General features: G+C 57.1%; 20 protein-coding genes. 19 read left to right on the top strand and 1 reads right to left on the bottom strand.

All coding sequences use genetic code 11. The annotated features are described in order from the left end of the window. Positions 1-45: 45 nt before the first annotated feature. The 12 genes from BFL40_RS29995 to BFL40_RS29945 all read left to right on the top strand — a co-directional run bounded on the left by BFL40_RS29995 (position 46) and on the right by BFL40_RS29945 (position 7,505). Positions 46-798, top strand: coding sequence for a DUF6651 domain-containing protein (locus tag BFL40_RS29995; protein WP_071487341.1), 753 nt, complete (start codon positions 46-48; stop codon positions 796-798). Positions 799-812: 14 nt separating this feature from the next. Next, positions 813-1,937 carry a major capsid protein gene (locus BFL40_RS29990; protein WP_071487340.1) on the top strand — a complete coding sequence of 375 codons (1,125 nt, stop codon included), beginning with the start codon at positions 813-815 and terminating at the stop codon, positions 1,935-1,937. A 45-nt stretch (positions 1,938-1,982) separates the two neighbouring features. Further along, a complete protein-coding gene (locus BFL40_RS29985) occupies positions 1,983-2,165 on the top strand; it encodes a hypothetical protein (protein ID WP_071487339.1) in 183 nt (60 codons plus the stop codon). Further along, positions 2,166-2,558: a hypothetical protein gene (locus tag BFL40_RS29980; protein WP_071487338.1), complete on the top strand. Its 393-nt coding sequence runs from the start codon at positions 2,166-2,168 to the stop codon at positions 2,556-2,558. Between the two features lies 1 nt (position 2,559). Then, positions 2,560-3,198 carry a hypothetical protein gene (locus BFL40_RS29975; RefSeq protein WP_071487337.1) on the top strand — a complete coding sequence of 213 codons (639 nt, stop codon included), beginning with the start codon at positions 2,560-2,562 and terminating at the stop codon, positions 3,196-3,198. A gap of 1 nt (position 3,199) precedes the next feature. Next, the gene (locus BFL40_RS29970) at positions 3,200-4,021 is read left to right on the top strand and encodes a hypothetical protein (protein ID WP_071487336.1); all 822 of its coding nucleotides are present in this window, start codon (positions 3,200-3,202) and stop codon (positions 4,019-4,021) included. An 8-nt stretch (positions 4,022-4,029) separates the two neighbouring features. Next, a complete protein-coding gene (locus tag BFL40_RS29965) occupies positions 4,030-4,227 on the top strand; it encodes a hypothetical protein (RefSeq protein WP_071487335.1) in 198 nt (65 codons plus the stop codon). Between the two features lie 61 nt (positions 4,228-4,288). Beyond that, the gene (locus BFL40_RS29960; RefSeq protein WP_071487334.1) at positions 4,289-5,842 is read left to right on the top strand and encodes a phage tail protein; all 1,554 of its coding nucleotides are present in this window, start codon (positions 4,289-4,291) and stop codon (positions 5,840-5,842) included. A 60-nt stretch (positions 5,843-5,902) separates the two neighbouring features. Then, positions 5,903-6,331 (top strand): hypothetical protein, encoded by a 429-nt coding sequence (locus BFL40_RS29955; protein ID WP_071487333.1) that lies wholly within the window; start codon positions 5,903-5,905, stop codon positions 6,329-6,331. A 95-nt stretch (positions 6,332-6,426) separates the two neighbouring features. Next, on the top strand, positions 6,427-6,834 hold the full coding sequence (locus BFL40_RS29950; protein ID WP_071487332.1) for a hypothetical protein: 408 nt from the start codon (positions 6,427-6,429) through the stop codon (positions 6,832-6,834). A 35-nt stretch (positions 6,835-6,869) separates the two neighbouring features. Next, on the top strand, positions 6,870-7,016 hold the full coding sequence (locus BFL40_RS34160) for a hypothetical protein (protein WP_159440216.1): 147 nt from the start codon (positions 6,870-6,872) through the stop codon (positions 7,014-7,016). Positions 7,017-7,019: 3 nt separating this feature from the next. Then, on the top strand, positions 7,020-7,505 hold the full coding sequence (locus BFL40_RS29945) for a phage virion morphogenesis protein (RefSeq protein ID WP_071487331.1): 486 nt from the start codon (positions 7,020-7,022) through the stop codon (positions 7,503-7,505). On the opposite strand, the gene BFL40_RS29940 is transcribed toward BFL40_RS29945, so the two are convergent. Beyond that, positions 7,502-7,972 carry a hypothetical protein gene (locus BFL40_RS29940; RefSeq protein WP_071487330.1) on the bottom strand — a complete coding sequence of 157 codons (471 nt, stop codon included), beginning with the start codon at positions 7,970-7,972 and terminating at the stop codon, positions 7,502-7,504. The genes BFL40_RS29945 and BFL40_RS29940 overlap by 4 nt on opposite strands. Positions 7,973-8,210: 238 nt before the next feature. Here BFL40_RS29940 and BFL40_RS29930 point away from each other — a divergent pair, with 238 nt between their 5' ends. Genes BFL40_RS29930 through BFL40_RS29900 form a run of 7 tightly spaced genes read left to right on the top strand, consistent with a single transcriptional unit; the run spans position 8,211 to position 15,082 of the window. After that, positions 8,211-10,229 carry a phage tail tape measure protein gene (locus BFL40_RS29930; RefSeq protein ID WP_071487328.1) on the top strand — a complete coding sequence of 673 codons (2,019 nt, stop codon included), beginning with the start codon at positions 8,211-8,213 and terminating at the stop codon, positions 10,227-10,229. A 3-nt stretch (positions 10,230-10,232) separates the two neighbouring features. Continuing rightward, positions 10,233-11,216: a LysM peptidoglycan-binding domain-containing protein gene (locus BFL40_RS29925; RefSeq protein ID WP_071487327.1), complete on the top strand. Its 984-nt coding sequence runs from the start codon at positions 10,233-10,235 to the stop codon at positions 11,214-11,216. After that, positions 11,217-12,323, top strand: coding sequence for a rhs element Vgr protein (locus BFL40_RS29920; protein ID WP_071487326.1), 1,107 nt, complete (start codon positions 11,217-11,219; stop codon positions 12,321-12,323). Then, a complete protein-coding gene (locus tag BFL40_RS34415; RefSeq protein ID WP_235864662.1) occupies positions 12,320-12,934 on the top strand; it encodes a phage baseplate assembly protein V in 615 nt (204 codons plus the stop codon). Before BFL40_RS29920 ends, BFL40_RS34415 begins: the two co-directional genes overlap by 4 nt. Then, a complete protein-coding gene (locus BFL40_RS29910) occupies positions 12,931-13,296 on the top strand; it encodes a phage tail protein (protein WP_071487325.1) in 366 nt (121 codons plus the stop codon). The genes BFL40_RS34415 and BFL40_RS29910 overlap by 4 nt, the downstream gene beginning before the upstream one ends. Position 13,297: 1 nt before the next feature. Then, positions 13,298-14,425: a baseplate J/gp47 family protein gene (locus BFL40_RS29905; RefSeq protein ID WP_071487324.1), complete on the top strand. Its 1,128-nt coding sequence runs from the start codon at positions 13,298-13,300 to the stop codon at positions 14,423-14,425. Then, positions 14,426-15,082, top strand: coding sequence for a UCP028438 family phage-derived protein (locus tag BFL40_RS29900; protein WP_071487323.1), 657 nt, complete (start codon positions 14,426-14,428; stop codon positions 15,080-15,082). Positions 15,083-15,123 lie beyond the last annotated feature (41 nt).

Genomic DNA, 15,123 nt, shown 5'->3' with positions numbered 1-15,123 from the left:
CGCCGCGCCGGGCCGGATGGCCTACCAAAGGGTTGGATGACCAGCATGAAACTTAAAATCGACGAAGAAGGCCACGTAGTAGTTGTTGATGGCAAACCTGTTTATGTCAGTGATGACGGCAAAGATGTCGCATTCGATGCCCAAGGCACCGTAGCGACGATCAGCCGCCTGAATGCTGAAGCAAAGACCAATCGTGAACGTGCTGAGGGGGCTGAAGGCGCTCTTAAGGCCTTCGAGGGGATCGCCGATCCTGCCGAAGCCCGCAAAGCGCTTGAAACGATCAAGAACTTCGACGCCAAAAAGCTGGTGGATGCCGGCGAAGTCGAAAAGGTCCGCGCTGAAGCGATCAAGGCCGTTGAAGAGAAGTACGCCCCAATCGTTGCTGAACGCGATTCGCTGAATGCCGCGTTGGTAACCGAAAAGGTTGGTGGCAGCTTCGACCGCTCGAAATTCATCACCGACAAGCTGGCAATCCCCTCTGATCTGGTCCGTGCGCGCTTCGGCGAGCAGTTCAAGGTTGAGGACGGGAAGGTCGTTGCATACGACAAGACCGGCAACAAGCTCTTCAGTCGCAGCAATCCAGGTGAGATCGCCAATTTTGACGAAGCCCTGGAACTCCTCGTCGACAGCTATCCGTATCGCGACCAAATCCTGAAAAGCTCTGGCGCCAGTGGCGGCGGTGCATCTGGCGGTGCGGCTACGGGTGGCGCGCAAAAACTTTCCCGCGCCCAGTTCGAAGCTCTACCACCTGCCAAGCAGATGGAGCACGTCAAGGCTGGCGCACCTATTTCTGATTAAAGGAATTCATCCAAATGGCCAACACCCTTACCAGCCTGGTCCCGGACCTCTACGAATCGCTTGATATCGTTTCCCGCGAACTGGCAGGTTTCATCCCGTCCGTTACGCTGGACGCTACCGCTGAGCGCGCCGCGCTCAACCAGGCGATCCGTATTCCGATCACCGCCGCTCAGGCCGCTGAAAACGTCACTCCAGGTCAACTGCCCCCAGATGACGGTGATCAGACTGTCGGCAACACGCCTTTCAGCATCACCAAATCTCGGATGGTTCCATTCCGCTGGACCGGTGAAGAGCAGAAGGGCGTGAACACCGGCCCAGGCTACGCGAGCATTCGTCGGGACCAGATTTCGCAGGCAATGCGCACCCTCGTTAACGAAATCGAGGTTGACTTGGGCCAACTGGCCTATGGCGCCTCGCGCGCAACTGGCACCGCCGGCACCACGCCGTTCGCATCCACCCTCGGCGATACCGCCCAAGTCCGTAAGATCCTTTCGGATAACGGTGCTCCGCTGAGCGACCTGCAGTGCGTGATCGACACCACTTCCGGCGCCGCTCTGCGCACCCTGGCACAGCTGACCAAGGCCAACGAAGCTGGCACCACCAGCCTCCGCGCCCAGGGCACCCTGCTTGAACTGCACGGCTTCACTCTGCGCGAATCGGCAGGCGTGGCTTCCCATACCCCAGGTACTGGCGCGAGCTACGTCACCAACGGTGCTCTGGCTGTCGGCGCAACTTTGATCCCAGTCCAAACCGGCACCGGCACCATCGTTGCTGGCGACGTGCTGACCATCGGCAACTACAAGTACGTGGTAACCACTGCGCTGTCGGGCGGCAACGTCACCATCGGCGCTCCTGGCCTGCGTGCTGCTGTGGCTTCGGGCGCAACCGTAACCGTTGCGAGCGCATTCACTGCCAACTTCGCGTTCCCGCGCTCGGCAATCGTTCTGGCCACCCGTACTCCAGCCCTGCCGGAAGAAGGCGACATGGCTGATGACCGCATGCTGATCACCGATCCGCGTACCGGCATGAGCTTTGAAGTGGCTATGTACAAGCAATATCGCCGCGTTCGCTACGAGATCTCGGTTGCCTGGGGTTGCGCGAACATCAAGCCAGCCCACACGGCTGTTCTGCTGGGCTAATCGCCCTGGCCGCCGGGCGACTGGCGGCCATTCATGGAGAAGATCATGGCTAAGAAATCTGATGGCACCGACGATGGCGTAGCTGAAGTTGTGGCTGACGAAATTGCCTACGTGAACATGGTTCGCGATCCGCACGTCTACAGCGCCCCGCACACCGCCCAGGTTCACCCTGACGAAGTGCAAAACTACTATTCCGGCGGCTGGGTTCCGGCGAAAGAGGCCGAGTAAATGCTAACTGATCAGCAATTGGCCGACGTTCGGCGCTTCATTGGCTACCCGATGCTTGGTGACACCATTGCTGACAATAGCCGTGACCTGGCTTACGGCTGGGTCTCGCCAGGAACCTGGCAGACGCTTTATCACCGCCTCTCAACACTGCGCCCGGAAGAAGAAACCCGCATCGTAACGTTTCTGACAACCCTATCAGGGCTGGAGACGGCGGTTACGGACTCAACCGAGAACCTTGACACCGATCAAGCCGCAGTTTGGGTGCACAACAAGAACGAAGTGTCAGACCGCATGAAGCTTTACAGGCTTTGGCGGCGCGAACTGTGCTCGTTCATTGGCATTGCGCCAGGTCCAAGCCTTGGAAATGGCGGTACACGAATCTCCAGGAGCTGATATGGACGGCACAAAGCTCCAGGCCAAGATTTACAAAGGGTACGGGCAGGCAGCCAAGCGTATCGGTTTCGACTACCAGCAATTTCGCGCCACGAGCGCCAGTAACCCGCTGTCGTCAACCGCTTTGCAGACGCTGCCCGCGTCGTTCACCACGAATTTCAGCTACTCCGCGCCGAACAAGTACGGTCAGGCCACCTGGCTTGGTCTGTTCGACGCTCGCACGTTTACCCCGGGTGACTTCCTGGTAGGTCGTCAGGGGACGTTCTTCATCGCCGCCATGCAGGACACGTTGCCCATCTACTGCGTGCAGACGAATCGCATCGTGAGCGTTCTGCGCGATCAGCAGGATCAAAGCGTTGGTCTTGGCGCCTACTCCGGTGGCACTCGGGCGACTGAGGCGCCACTGATGCAAGGTTGGCCCGCCAGCATCTTGCAGGGGACCAAGGGCGAGACGAACGACGCCAAGCTGCCACTGGACGTGAAAACACCATGGTGGGCGATCCTGATGCCGGCTTACCCGGGGATCATCTTGCGCACGAGCGACATCATCCGCGACGAGCTTGGCCGCAAGTACATCATTTCGAGCGCTGAGCTTACCGATATGGGTTGGCGCATCACCGCAATGCAGGCACAGGTGTGATATGGCGAGTCTGACCGACGTACTAAAGCAGGCCGCCGCTCAGATTGCAGCTGTGGTTTACCCGAACGGAACCGGCCAACCAAGCGTTGCCGGGTTCCCCATCCGGGTTTACCCAGGCTGGCCGGTTCCTGAGCAGCTTGAGGCCGACCTGGCTGCAGGGATTGCGCACATCAGCGTTTACCCGCATGGCAAGGATCGCAGCACCACGCGTTACCTTGGCAAAACCTGGGTTCCGCTGACTGCGCCGGTCCACACGCTGACCATGACGGTCTCCGGATCGGTCGTGACCCTCTCCGGGACGATCAGCGCGCAGAACATCATGATCAACCTGAACGGCACCAGCTATGTCTATGCCGTACAGCAGTCAGACACGCTGACGAGCGCCGCCACTGCGCTTGCGTACCTTGTGCCTGGCGCCTCTAGCGCTGGCCCGGTTATCACGCTCACAGGAGCTCATGCGGTCCTCGCTCGCGTTGGTGGATTCGGTACTGCTTACAAGGAGACCAAGCGCCAGGAGCAGTCTGTGCAGCTCATCGTCTGGGCAAACAGCCCGGCAGCGCGTGACGCTGTGGCAAGTCCACTCGATTCTGCATTGTCCGACAGCAACAGCATCTCATTTCTGGATGGCTCCTTCGGCATCATCCGCTCAGGCGGGTCGCTGATGACCGACCAACTCCAAAAGGCCGACCTCTACCGGATCGACCTGTTCTACACCATCGATTACGCAACAACTCAAGTGCTGAATGCGGCCGAAGTGATCGCGCCAGTGCTGAACATTGTGAACGCCCAGTCCGGGCAAACCATGAAAACGCTTAACCTTTGAGGCCCGCCATGGACTCCGATACTCCAGATACCCCAGTCGCAGCGCCAGCCCCAAAGGCTAAAGCAGCGCCATCGCCATTCAACCTCACCGTCAAGTTCGCCTTTGCTGACTACCAAGTCGGCCAGTCGATCACTGACGCAGACGAGGTTGCCGCAGTCTTGGCCGGTGAGTGCGCCGACAAAGTCCTGAAAGTCGCCAACGCCTAACAAGCGAAACCCACACACAAGAAGCCGCCCATTGAGGCGGCTTTTTCATTAGGAGGACGCCATGCCCATTTACCCGGCAGGCAGCTTGAACACGGCGGCGCTTCAGGCCCCGGACCTTTACATCCAGATCGTCCCACCGAAAACTCGGTACATCAACGGTGTGGCCACTGACATTTTGGGCATCGTCGGCATCGCCGACTGGGGTCCGGTGAACAGCGCTACTCTGGTTGGCTCGCCTGGTGATGCCTCCCAGAAGTTCGGCACCCAGGCCGTGCGCAAGTACGACCTGTGCACCGCTATCGCCGTGTCGATCCAGGGTGGTGCATCGAACATCCGCGCCGTGCGCGTCACCGACGGCACTGACACCGCTGCCACCAGCACGCTCAAGGACACCGCCGCAGCTACTGGCGCGACCTTGACCGCGTACTACACCGGCACACTGGGTAACTCGCTCAGCGCGACACTGGCCACCGGCTCGGCTGCATCCAGCTGGAAACTGACCATCTCGCTCCCAGGCGTATCGCCTGAAGTGTTCGACAACATCACCGGCTCCGGCCTGGCGCTGTGGCAGAACATCGTGAGCGCGGTGAACAACGGTCAATCCGGCATTCGCGGTGCTTCTCAGCTGGTTGTGGCCACCGTGGGCTCTACCGCCCTGGCCCCAGTCGCAGTGACCCAGACGGTCGCGTTCACCACCGGCACTTCCGGCAACACAACCCTGACCGATTCGGTTTTGGTCGGCACTGACGGCGTGATTGGTACGGCTCGTAAAGGCATGTACGCGCTGCGCGGGACTGGCGCACAGGTCGCTAACTTGGTCGATGTGACCGACTCCACCCAGTGGCCAACCATGCTCACTTACGGCCTGTCCGAAGGCTGCTACATGGTCACTCAGGGCGTTGCAGGGGCTTCCTACACCACCGTCGCCACCGCGCTGACCACCGCCGGCTGTGACAGCTACGCGCTGAAGGTGATGTCGGGCGATTGGGTCTACTGGCAGGATCAGGTTAACGGCCAGCAGCGCATGATCGCTCCAGCGACCTTCTCTGCCGCCAAGATTGCCGCACTGTCGCCGAACCAAAACGCACTGAACAAGCCGATCACCAACGCGGTATCGACTCAGCGCAACCTGGCGCAGCAGCCGTACAGCATTGCCGAAATCGGCGCGATCAACACTGCACGCCTTGACGTCATCACCAACCCATGCCCGGGCGGCAGCTACTTCGGCCACCGTTCCGGCCTGAACTGCTCCAGCAACTCGGCGGTGAATGGTGACAACTACACCCGGATGACAAACTTCATCTCGCTGACCATTGCCGCTTCGTTTGGTGGTGTGATCGGCCAGTTGCAGACCCCGGATGTGCGCCGCACCACCAAGTCGACAATGGAAAGCTTCCTCGACACGCTGCGCATCCAAGGGATGATCGGCGACGTCAATGGCGGCCCTGCATACTCGGTTCAGATCGAAGCCAGCAACAACCCTGAATCCCGTGTGGCGCTCGGATATATGCAGGCTGACGTGCAGGTTAAGTACCTTTCGGTGATTCGCTACTTCCTCGTCAATCTCGAAGCGGGTCAATCGGTCACGATCGTTGCGTCCGCCACTCCGCGCTAACAGGCGCAGAAAACCACTTCCCAGCCCGGCCTAGAGCCGGGTTTTTATTTGGAGAACGCCATGCAAGGTGGATACAACACAGGGAAAGATGTCGCCGTCGACATCAATGGGCCTTACGGTCCAATTCGAATCCCGAAAATAATGACTTTCGAGAGTAAGCCCAAGACAACCAGCGACGAAAAAACTCCACTCAACGGGCAGACAGATGAGCTTCTGATACCCAAAGGTTGGACTGGTTCGATTGGCGTAGAGCGCGTTGATGGGACTCTCGATGACTGGTGGGCACAGTTCGAGGATGACTATTACCGCGGTATCAATCAGGCGCCCGGGACCATCACCGAAACCATCACTAACACTGACGGAAGCCTTTCGATATATCGCTACGCGCACGTGATTTACAAGTTTGAAGACGCTGGCAAGAAAGAAGGTGACAAGACCATTCACCAGACCATGACTTTCACTGCCCGTCGTCGCTACAAGGCTAACTGATACCTGTTTTGCATGGCAGCCCGGCTCGCAGGGCGCGGGACTCGTCACCCCGCACGCCATGCTCCTTGACGACTCACTGACCAGAGGCTTTACCCATGGCTAAATTGACCGTTACCGAATCCGCTGCACCGGTCCACGTTGACCAAAAACCCAAATTCACCACGATCCACGACAGCCTCGGCCGGACTATTCAGCTCCGTAAGCTGGGTCCGCTGGAGCAGGGGCGGATCGTGATGGCCGTCGGCGGTGAAATCGCCGGCAACCAGACCTACATGTCGGGCTTCGCGCTGCCAGCCGCCATGGTCGTCTACATCGACGACGTTGGTTTTGGCCTGCCGCAGACCAACAAACAGATCGAGGCTGTGCTGCAAGAATTGGGCGAAGAGGGCATGGCTGCAATCAACGATCACTTCGAAGAGAAGTACAAGGCGGCCAAAGCTGAAGCTGACGCCAAAGCACTTCAGGAAGGCCTTGGCGCCGAGCAGGCCGCAGCAAAAAACTAGCAACGAACCCCGAGTTTCGCCGGGATTGTTGGCTGGTGAAAAACGGGGTTCCGTTCGATAGATTGTTCGAGTGCGGGCCGCTGGAAGACTACGAGCGCTTCGCCTTCTCCATCCTGTTCTCGGAGTTCGAGGGCTCGGGCGTCTGGAACTGGCACAGCATGCAGTTCGACAAGAAGGATTGAGCCATGGAGTTCAAAGACCTGGGTAGCCTGGCGATGCACCTGGCCGGGCAAGAGGCTGCATTGCTTGCCAGTCTTCATGCAGGGCTTGAGAAGTGCGCTGAACGCGTTGAGCGGACCGCAAAAGCTGAGATTGGGCACTACCAGCCAGGGATTGGCCCTTTTCCAGCCTGGGCTGAGCTGGCTGAGTCTACCGAAGAGCACAAAGCCAAGATGGGCTACCCGGCCGAATCGCCTCTGCGTGCGTCTGGAGAGATGGGCGAATCCTTCAGCCATACAACTTCAGTTCTTGAGTCAGTCATAGGCTCAACCGACCCGAAGATGGTCTACCACGAATTCGGCACGCCGAAGATTCCAGCGCGCCCGGTGATGGGGCCAGCGCTACTAACGAACAAGGAGTTCATCCGCCGCACGCTTGGCGCTGCGACGGTTGTCGGGCTTATCGGCGGTCAGGCGATCCATGCATCGCTGGGGTATGACGGCAAGGTTTAGCGCTTATTCAGAAATGCCTTCGGCATCCAGAACGCTTTGTTGTTTTTATCCGCTACCCAAATTGAAAGTGAGTCTTTTGGGTTGTTCATAACCATCACCTGAATCTTGTTCCGGCCTTTTGCACATTGCCCTTGAGCCTGATCATAAGTTGATACACCTGCTTGAGAGCGAAGCGAATCAATCATCGACTTTGATTGGCCTTCGTATTCTGGCTCCCCCGTTTTTGGTGAAATGTTTGGCAGGCTTCCGGTCATTTGATAGCTGGTATACACCAGCGCCCAGACAAAATTAACGTACTCGGAAATCTCTTTCGTGGGGCAGGCGAAGTAATGCGACCCGACGTCCTCTATGTGAGTCGTAGCTTTGTCGCCCGCATTACACGAAACAACCGAGCATGATTTTTCAGTAGCGCTAGCACTTGCCAGGGGCGCTAAGCACATGCCGAACAGCAAAATCCATTTATTCATAGATCACCCAAATAAGACTGCATAGAGAGCAACAGCAAAGACTACAAGTGCGCCACCAGCAAAGACCATCGTCACGCTGCTAAGCATGAAAACGAGCAGGCCTGTCTGGATGCCCATGCTTGGGCGTCTTGGCCTTTCTGTGCTCACGGCGTCTACGTTCTGAATTCGGCCGTTAACCCACTGATACGTGCGCTGATTTTTTGCCATGTGATTCAACACCACAAAAGGAAAGCTCATTATGGCATTTGAGGCGTATTCCGTCGCTGTCAAGCTGTCGCTGATCAACCATGTCAGCGCAGGTATGGCCCTGATCAGCAAGAGCCTGGCTAGTACCGGCCAAGACGTAGACAAGCTGAATGCCAAGCTGGCCTCAATCGGCAAACAAGGAGCTATTGGTGGCGCGATGGTTGCCGGCGGCCTCGGGATTGCAGCTTTATTTAAGGCGCCTATTGATGCCGCAAAACAGTATGAGCTTGCCTATACCAAGTTCAAAACCATCAACCTAGGCGGCGCGATCAACGCGCAGGCAGACAACTTTGCTCGTAGTGCCAATGTCCTCGGCGTTTCCGCCAAAGACCTCATGAACTCTTTGTCTGAGTCTGTTGGTCTGTTTGGGGATTTCGACCTTGCCAAAAAGCTAACCCCGAAGATTGCCGCTCTGAATGCCGCCAACAGTGCAATATTTGCTGGCAAGGTGGGGCATATTGACGAAGGTTCTACGCGGTCACTTTTGAAGTTTATCGACCGAAGGGGCGGAACTCACGACGAAGCCACCTTCCTGCGAAATCTAGACCTGGCCCAGAGAATGGTTACGGGGTCTGGTGGTTTCGTAAAATTCAGAGATCTTGACCAGTTTTCCCAGATGGGTGGTACGGCCTTCCGCGGGCTCTCGGATGAGGGCATTTACAACATGTCGCTTCTGCTTCAAGAGCAGGGCGGCGCCAAGGCTGGTACGTCGCTCATGTCCGGATATCAGAACCTGATAGCCGGGCGTACACCGAAGAAAACCATGGCATTGCTTCAGGAGTTCGGGCTCGGCACGTTGGCGATGGAGACGCATGGTGCGGTTGGCGGGAAGCCACTGAAAGCAATGGTGATGAAAAACATTGTGGGCGCCGACGTGTTCCAGGCGAACCCAGCCGAGTGGATCAGGGCCTACGCGCTTCCAGCCGCTGCCAAGCACGGCATTACAAACCAGTCTGACATTTTAAAGTTCGTGAACGACATTTTTTCGAACCGCACCGCGTCAAACCAAAACAGCATTATCAGTACGCAGCAGCTCCAGCTAATCCGGGATGCGAACCTAACCAAAGGTGCGATGGGGGCCGATCAGACAATTCAGGCATACAAGGATGATCCAAACAGCAAGTTCGCCGACCTGAGAGCTAAGTGGAACGGTCTGATGATCAACATTGGTATCGCTGTCCTTCCTCTGGCGATACGCGCGCTTGAAAAGATCACGCCGCTGCTTATTTCGGCAGCCAACTGGGTGGATAAAAACAGAGAGTCGGTCAAAAACTTCGGCCTCGGACTAGCTATTTTCTCTGGCTTCCTTATTGGTGGCGGCCTTATAAATATGACCATCGCGGCAGGTCGTGGGTTTTGGCTTCTGGCAAAAGCGCTGATCTTCGTCGGCACTGGCGGCCTTGCACCGCTCATTCCCTGGATCGCCAGAATGGCGACCTACCTTGTAATGGGTGCTACAGGATTTGCAAAGTTCCTTCTGGTTGCCGGGCGATTCCTGCTTCTTAACCCTATCGGGCTTGTAATCACCGCTATTGCCGCCGCCGCATTCCTTCTTTGGAACAACTGGAAGGAAATCAGCGGAGCACTAAAGCTGATGTGGAGCGATATGAAGACCGGTTTCGTTCAGTTGTTCAGTGGCGATATCGTTGGGGCATTCAAACTGTTCGCGCTGGTCTTCTTAACCGGCTGGCAGACGATTTTCAACACCCTGATCGCCGGGGCAAACACGATCCTGCCTGCCTCTTGGCAAATATCGAAGACTACGTTCGCCGACGACTACAGAAAAACTGTTCCTGGCGCCTCCGCAATTGTCGCGCCGGTACCGCCAAAAGACTTCAGCCGAGACCCAATCATCGTGCAGATGAATTTGGACGGAAAGCGGGTTGCCGAGGTAGTTGTTGATCAGATGACAAAGACAGCAACGAAGCCGCGCACGGGAACGCAAGGATTTGACCCTACCCGCACCATGCTGATGCCTGGAACCCCAAGCACAGCCATACCAAGGGGATAATCGATGAGCTTCACTTCCTTCCTGGACAACTTCGCCCCGGGCGGGGATCCATTTGCCACGCGCCTGATTGTCGGTGACGTGGAGTTCACTGGGCTCGAGGTTCCGGAATCGGTAACGATTGGCGCAAAACAACAGCTTGTCGTACACAAGCTGGTCGGCGGGAAGCGGATTGTTGATGTTCTGGGCGTGGACTACGACAACCTGTCGTGGTCCGGGTGGATGACAGGCGCCACTGCGGGGGATCGGGTGACTGCACTCGAAACCCTGCGCGATGTCGGTGCTCCACTGGCTTTCAGCATTGACGGCTATTACTTCAGCGTGATTATTCAGTCGTTCAATCAGCGGTTTGAGCACGTATACCGACGGTTTTACAGCATCGAACTGCTGATTGTGTCGAGTCTCGACACGCCGATTACCGAAAACGCACTTGCCGGCACGCTTGACGCGCTGATCAACAGCGACATGGGTGAATCACTTGGCCTGGCCAGCATCATCAACTCCAGTGCAGTCAGTACCGCGATCGACTCAGTAAAAAGTGCCGTATCGCAGGTGCAAGGCTTCGCCAACGCAACCATCGACACGATCCAGACCGTCATACGGCCACTGGTTGCCGCGCAAGCGGTCGTGCAGTCGGTGATAGCCCAGGTGGGCGCTTCGGTAAACGACATAACCACGCTAGGCGGCTTGGTTCCTGGCAACCCAGTTTCCCTGGCAGCCAATAACGTGCTCCGGCAGGGTGCCGCGCTGACCCAGCTGGCTCCGCTCTATCAGATGCAGAGCGTTCTAGACCGGATGCAGAAGAACGTACTGTCGGGCCCGCTGGCTAACGGTACGTCAAGCATCACCACCAGCAATACCAGCCTGCAAAAAGTCTCGGCAGACGCCTATGGCGATCAGTCTAGATGGACCCAGATCGCCGCAGCAAACAACATCACTGACCCGCGCCTCGACGGCATCCAGACCATAAAAATCCCAGTAGGTGAATAAGTGGACCTGAATACCAGAGAGACGGAGCTGCTTGTCCGGCAGGTGGTCGGCCGCCTGCTGTTGAACGGCGTTCATGTGTCTTTTGACTCGTTCGACGTCGATAGCAATGCTTTTTACTCGGCAGACACTTTCTCTGTCGTGCTGCCAATGAGCGAACTTCCGCCGCCATACAACACTATCAACTGGTGGGCGTCTCAGACATCGATCGACGTGTCCATATCGGCCGGACTGATAAATCAGGGCGTTCAGGACTGGAAGGAGCTGATTGTGGGCGCCGTGGACCATTTATCCATCCGCCCGGCGAAGTTTGAGGTGGCGATTAGCGGCCGCGATTACACCAGCCGGTTCATCGATCACAAGACTAACGAAAAATTCGCCAACATGACGACCAGCCAGGTGGCCACGCTGCTAGCCACTCGACGCGGGCTGACACCGGTTGTCACGGCGACTACCACGCAGGTTGGCGGAATCACCAAGTGGGACCACGCGCACGTCACTGATGAGCGCACAGAGTGGGACTTGCTGGCCTACTTCGCCGGTCTTGATGGATTCCAGGTCTATGTGAGCGGCAACGAGCTGCATTATGAGCCTGCCCTCGACCCACAAACAGCCGATCAGTACGTGATCCGCTGGGTTGAGCAAAACGCCTACCACTACCCTCAGTCGAACACGTCAGACGACATTACCTTCGAGCGCGATCTGACACTGGCGCTCGGCGTAACGGTGCAGGTCATCTCCTACAAGGACGGGAAGACGGTCACGGCGACCTATCCGAACAACTCGGCAAAGGGCATATCGCCAGGCCAGTCAACGTCGAAGCGCCAGGTCTACGAGATCAAGCGCAATGGCCTGGATAAAGCCCAGGCCATTGACTTGGCTCAGAAGATCCACAAGCAGATCACCGACCACGAAATGCGCATGTCCTGCTCGATGCCTGCGGACAACCTGCTGATGCCGAACACGATTGTTCGGCAGGAAGGAACGGGATCACAGTTTGACCAGCTCTATTACGTGGATGCAGTGCGCCGCTCGATGAGCTTTTCCGGCGGTTACACGATGAGTCTGACCGCCAAGAACCATAACCCTAACTCACTGGTGCAGCCATGAGCATAGATAGCCTCATGAATGCGGCCAGGCAGCGCCTTGGCGACGATAGTACCGGACCAAGAACTGGGACCATCACCGGCTACGACCCGGGAAATGGGGTGGTTAAGGTTGCAATCCAGCCAGAAGGCCGCGAAACAAACTGGATCAAGCTTGACTGTCCAGGTGTCGGTAACGGCTGGGGCGTGGCTATTGGCCCGCAGATCGGCGACGAAGTTACTGTTTCGTTTGAGTCGGGCGACCCCAACCTAGGCAAAGTCACGGCGAGGCATACCAACTCTCTGAACCTACCGATGCCAGTCCCGTCGGGTGAAATCTGGGCAGTCCATTCATCTGGATCCATGCTCAAATTTCATAACGATGGAACGGTAGAGCTCATAGCCAATACGACCCTGAACGTGACCGCTCAGACAGCCAACGTCATAGCGACTACATCGGCCAGCGTCACAGCCCCGTCAATCAACTTGCGAGCCAATGGCCAAACGCTTTTGAAGTTTGTGACCGAGGCATTCCAGGCGTTATTCAACGCCCATACACATACGTCGGGAGGCGCCGGCGCTCCTGCCACGCCAATGACGAACGCTCACATGACCACGACGGTGAAGGGCGCATGAAAGACCTAAATCACTACGTCGGCGGCGATCTGTCGCTATCTCCTACCGGCAGCCTATCGCCAATTGAGGGTATAGAGCGCGGTAAGCAGCGAATCCTGAGGCGACTCATCACCAACCCAGGCGATTACCTATTTCATACCGAATATGGCGCAGGTCTTGGCCGATACGTTGGTGCACTGACCAATATTCCCGAGGTCATCGCACTGATCAGGGGTCAGATCCTGCTTGAAGACTGCGTATCAAAACAACCAGCCCCCGTCATATCCGTCTCGTCACAGAACGACACTCTATCCGCCAATATTGGCTACACCGATTCCCCTACGGGCGAGCCGGTGACGCTCTCGTTTGAGGTAAATCGCTGATATGGCATCGCTCAATATCAAGGACTTCACCACGCTTGTGCGTGATCAGGTCACAGCCATCCAAGGCCGCGCCGCCGGACTTGTTGACTTCACGATCGGCTCGCTGTTGCGGGCCATCACCGAAAGCAACGCCAGCGTCCTGCAGTGGCTTCAGCAACTGATCGTAACGCTCCTGGCCACGACCCGGGCGGCCACGTCTTCTGGTCCTGATCTTGATAGCTGGATGGCTGACTTCGGTTTCTACCGGCTGTCAGCTAGCTTCGCAGTAGGCAGCGTCACCTATTCAAGATTCACCCCGGCGGTGTCTGCCCTTGTCCCTATTGGTGCAATCGTCGGATCTACCGACGGATCGCAGCAGTACACGGTCACTATCGACACTACCAACGCCATGTACAACGCGGCGCTGGGTGGATACCTGATCCCTGCCGGTACTGCATCGGTAACGGTCCCCGTGGTGGCAAGCACCGCCGGCGCGGCGGCTAATGCCCTTATAGGCACTGTTACAGTCATTGTGGGAACAATCAGCGGCATCGATACAGTAACGAATCTGGCTGTATTTGCAGGCGGCGTTGACCCGGAGAGTGATTCGGCATTCCGCGCTCGATTCGTTCTATGGGTTCAATCCCTGTCGAAGGCAGTGAAGGCCTCGATCGGCTATGCACTGTCGAATATGCAGCAGGGCGTCAGCTACACCCTGACTGAGAACCAGGACTATAGCGGGAATACCCTCTACGGATATTTCTATGCGGTGGTCGATGACGGCAGCGGTGCGCCGCCTGGGTCTTTCCTGGTCTCGGCTGCGGCAGCCATTGAATCGGTGCGCGGCTTTACCATCCGATATGGCGTATTTGGGCCAAGCCTAGTCACGGCAAACGTCGGGATGACGATCACCACTGATTCCACGGTGGTACACAGCGTTGTTGTGGCTCAGGTAGTTGCAGCCATCCAGGCCTACATATCAAGCCTGACGCTCGGGCAGATCCTTCCTTATACCCAGCTGGCGGCCATCGCCTATGGGGTTACTCCAGCCATTACTAACGTATCCGCGGTGCTCTTGAATGGCAGTACCGCCGATCTTGGGGCAACTCTAAAACAGGTCATCCGACCAGGCACAGTGACGGTGGCTTGAATGAGCGTTGGCGACCAAAGCGACATGCTTTCTAGGCTGAAAAGCCTACTTCCTTTTGGATGGTTTGGAGACAACAACCCCATTCTCGATGCGCTTCTGTGGGGCTATGCGCAGGCGCTTTCGTGGGGGTTCACCCTCTATTTATATGCGCAGGCCCAGACGCGGATCAAATCAGCCTCAGACGGCTGGCTGGACATCATTGGGCTCGACTTCTTCGGCAATAGCCTACTCAGGTTTGCCGGGCAACTCGACTCAAGCTATCGAAATCGAATCCTGATCAATATTTTCAGGGAGCGAGCCACGCGACACGGTATGAGCCAGGTCCTGTTCGACCTTACTGGCCGTTGGCCGGTGATCGTTGAGCCAGCCAAGCCGGACGACTGCGGATGCCTGGGGATAACGCTCGGCCTTGGAGTTGCTGGCCCGCTTGGCTCAATCAGCTGCCCCTATCAAGCGTTTGTCACGGCCTACAGACCCTCAGGAAATGGGGCCTCAAATTGGCCTGGCGTTGCCACTAACTGGTTCGGATTATCCACGACAAGCGGACTACTGCCCGCTTCGCAGTTATTCCCGGAAGTTTCAGACGCCGACATCGTTGCCGCCATCGAGGCGACCAAGGTCTACGGCACCACAGTCTGGTACCGAATCACCAACTGAAAAATCCTTCATTCGAATCCAAGCCCGCCATGAGCGGGCTT

Origin of the sequence: Pseudomonas costantinii, from assembly GCF_001870435.1 — a bacterium.
Lineage (GTDB): Bacteria > Pseudomonadota > Gammaproteobacteria > Pseudomonadales > Pseudomonadaceae > Aquipseudomonas > Aquipseudomonas costantinii.
This window is presented reverse-complemented; position numbering and strand designations above follow the sequence as displayed.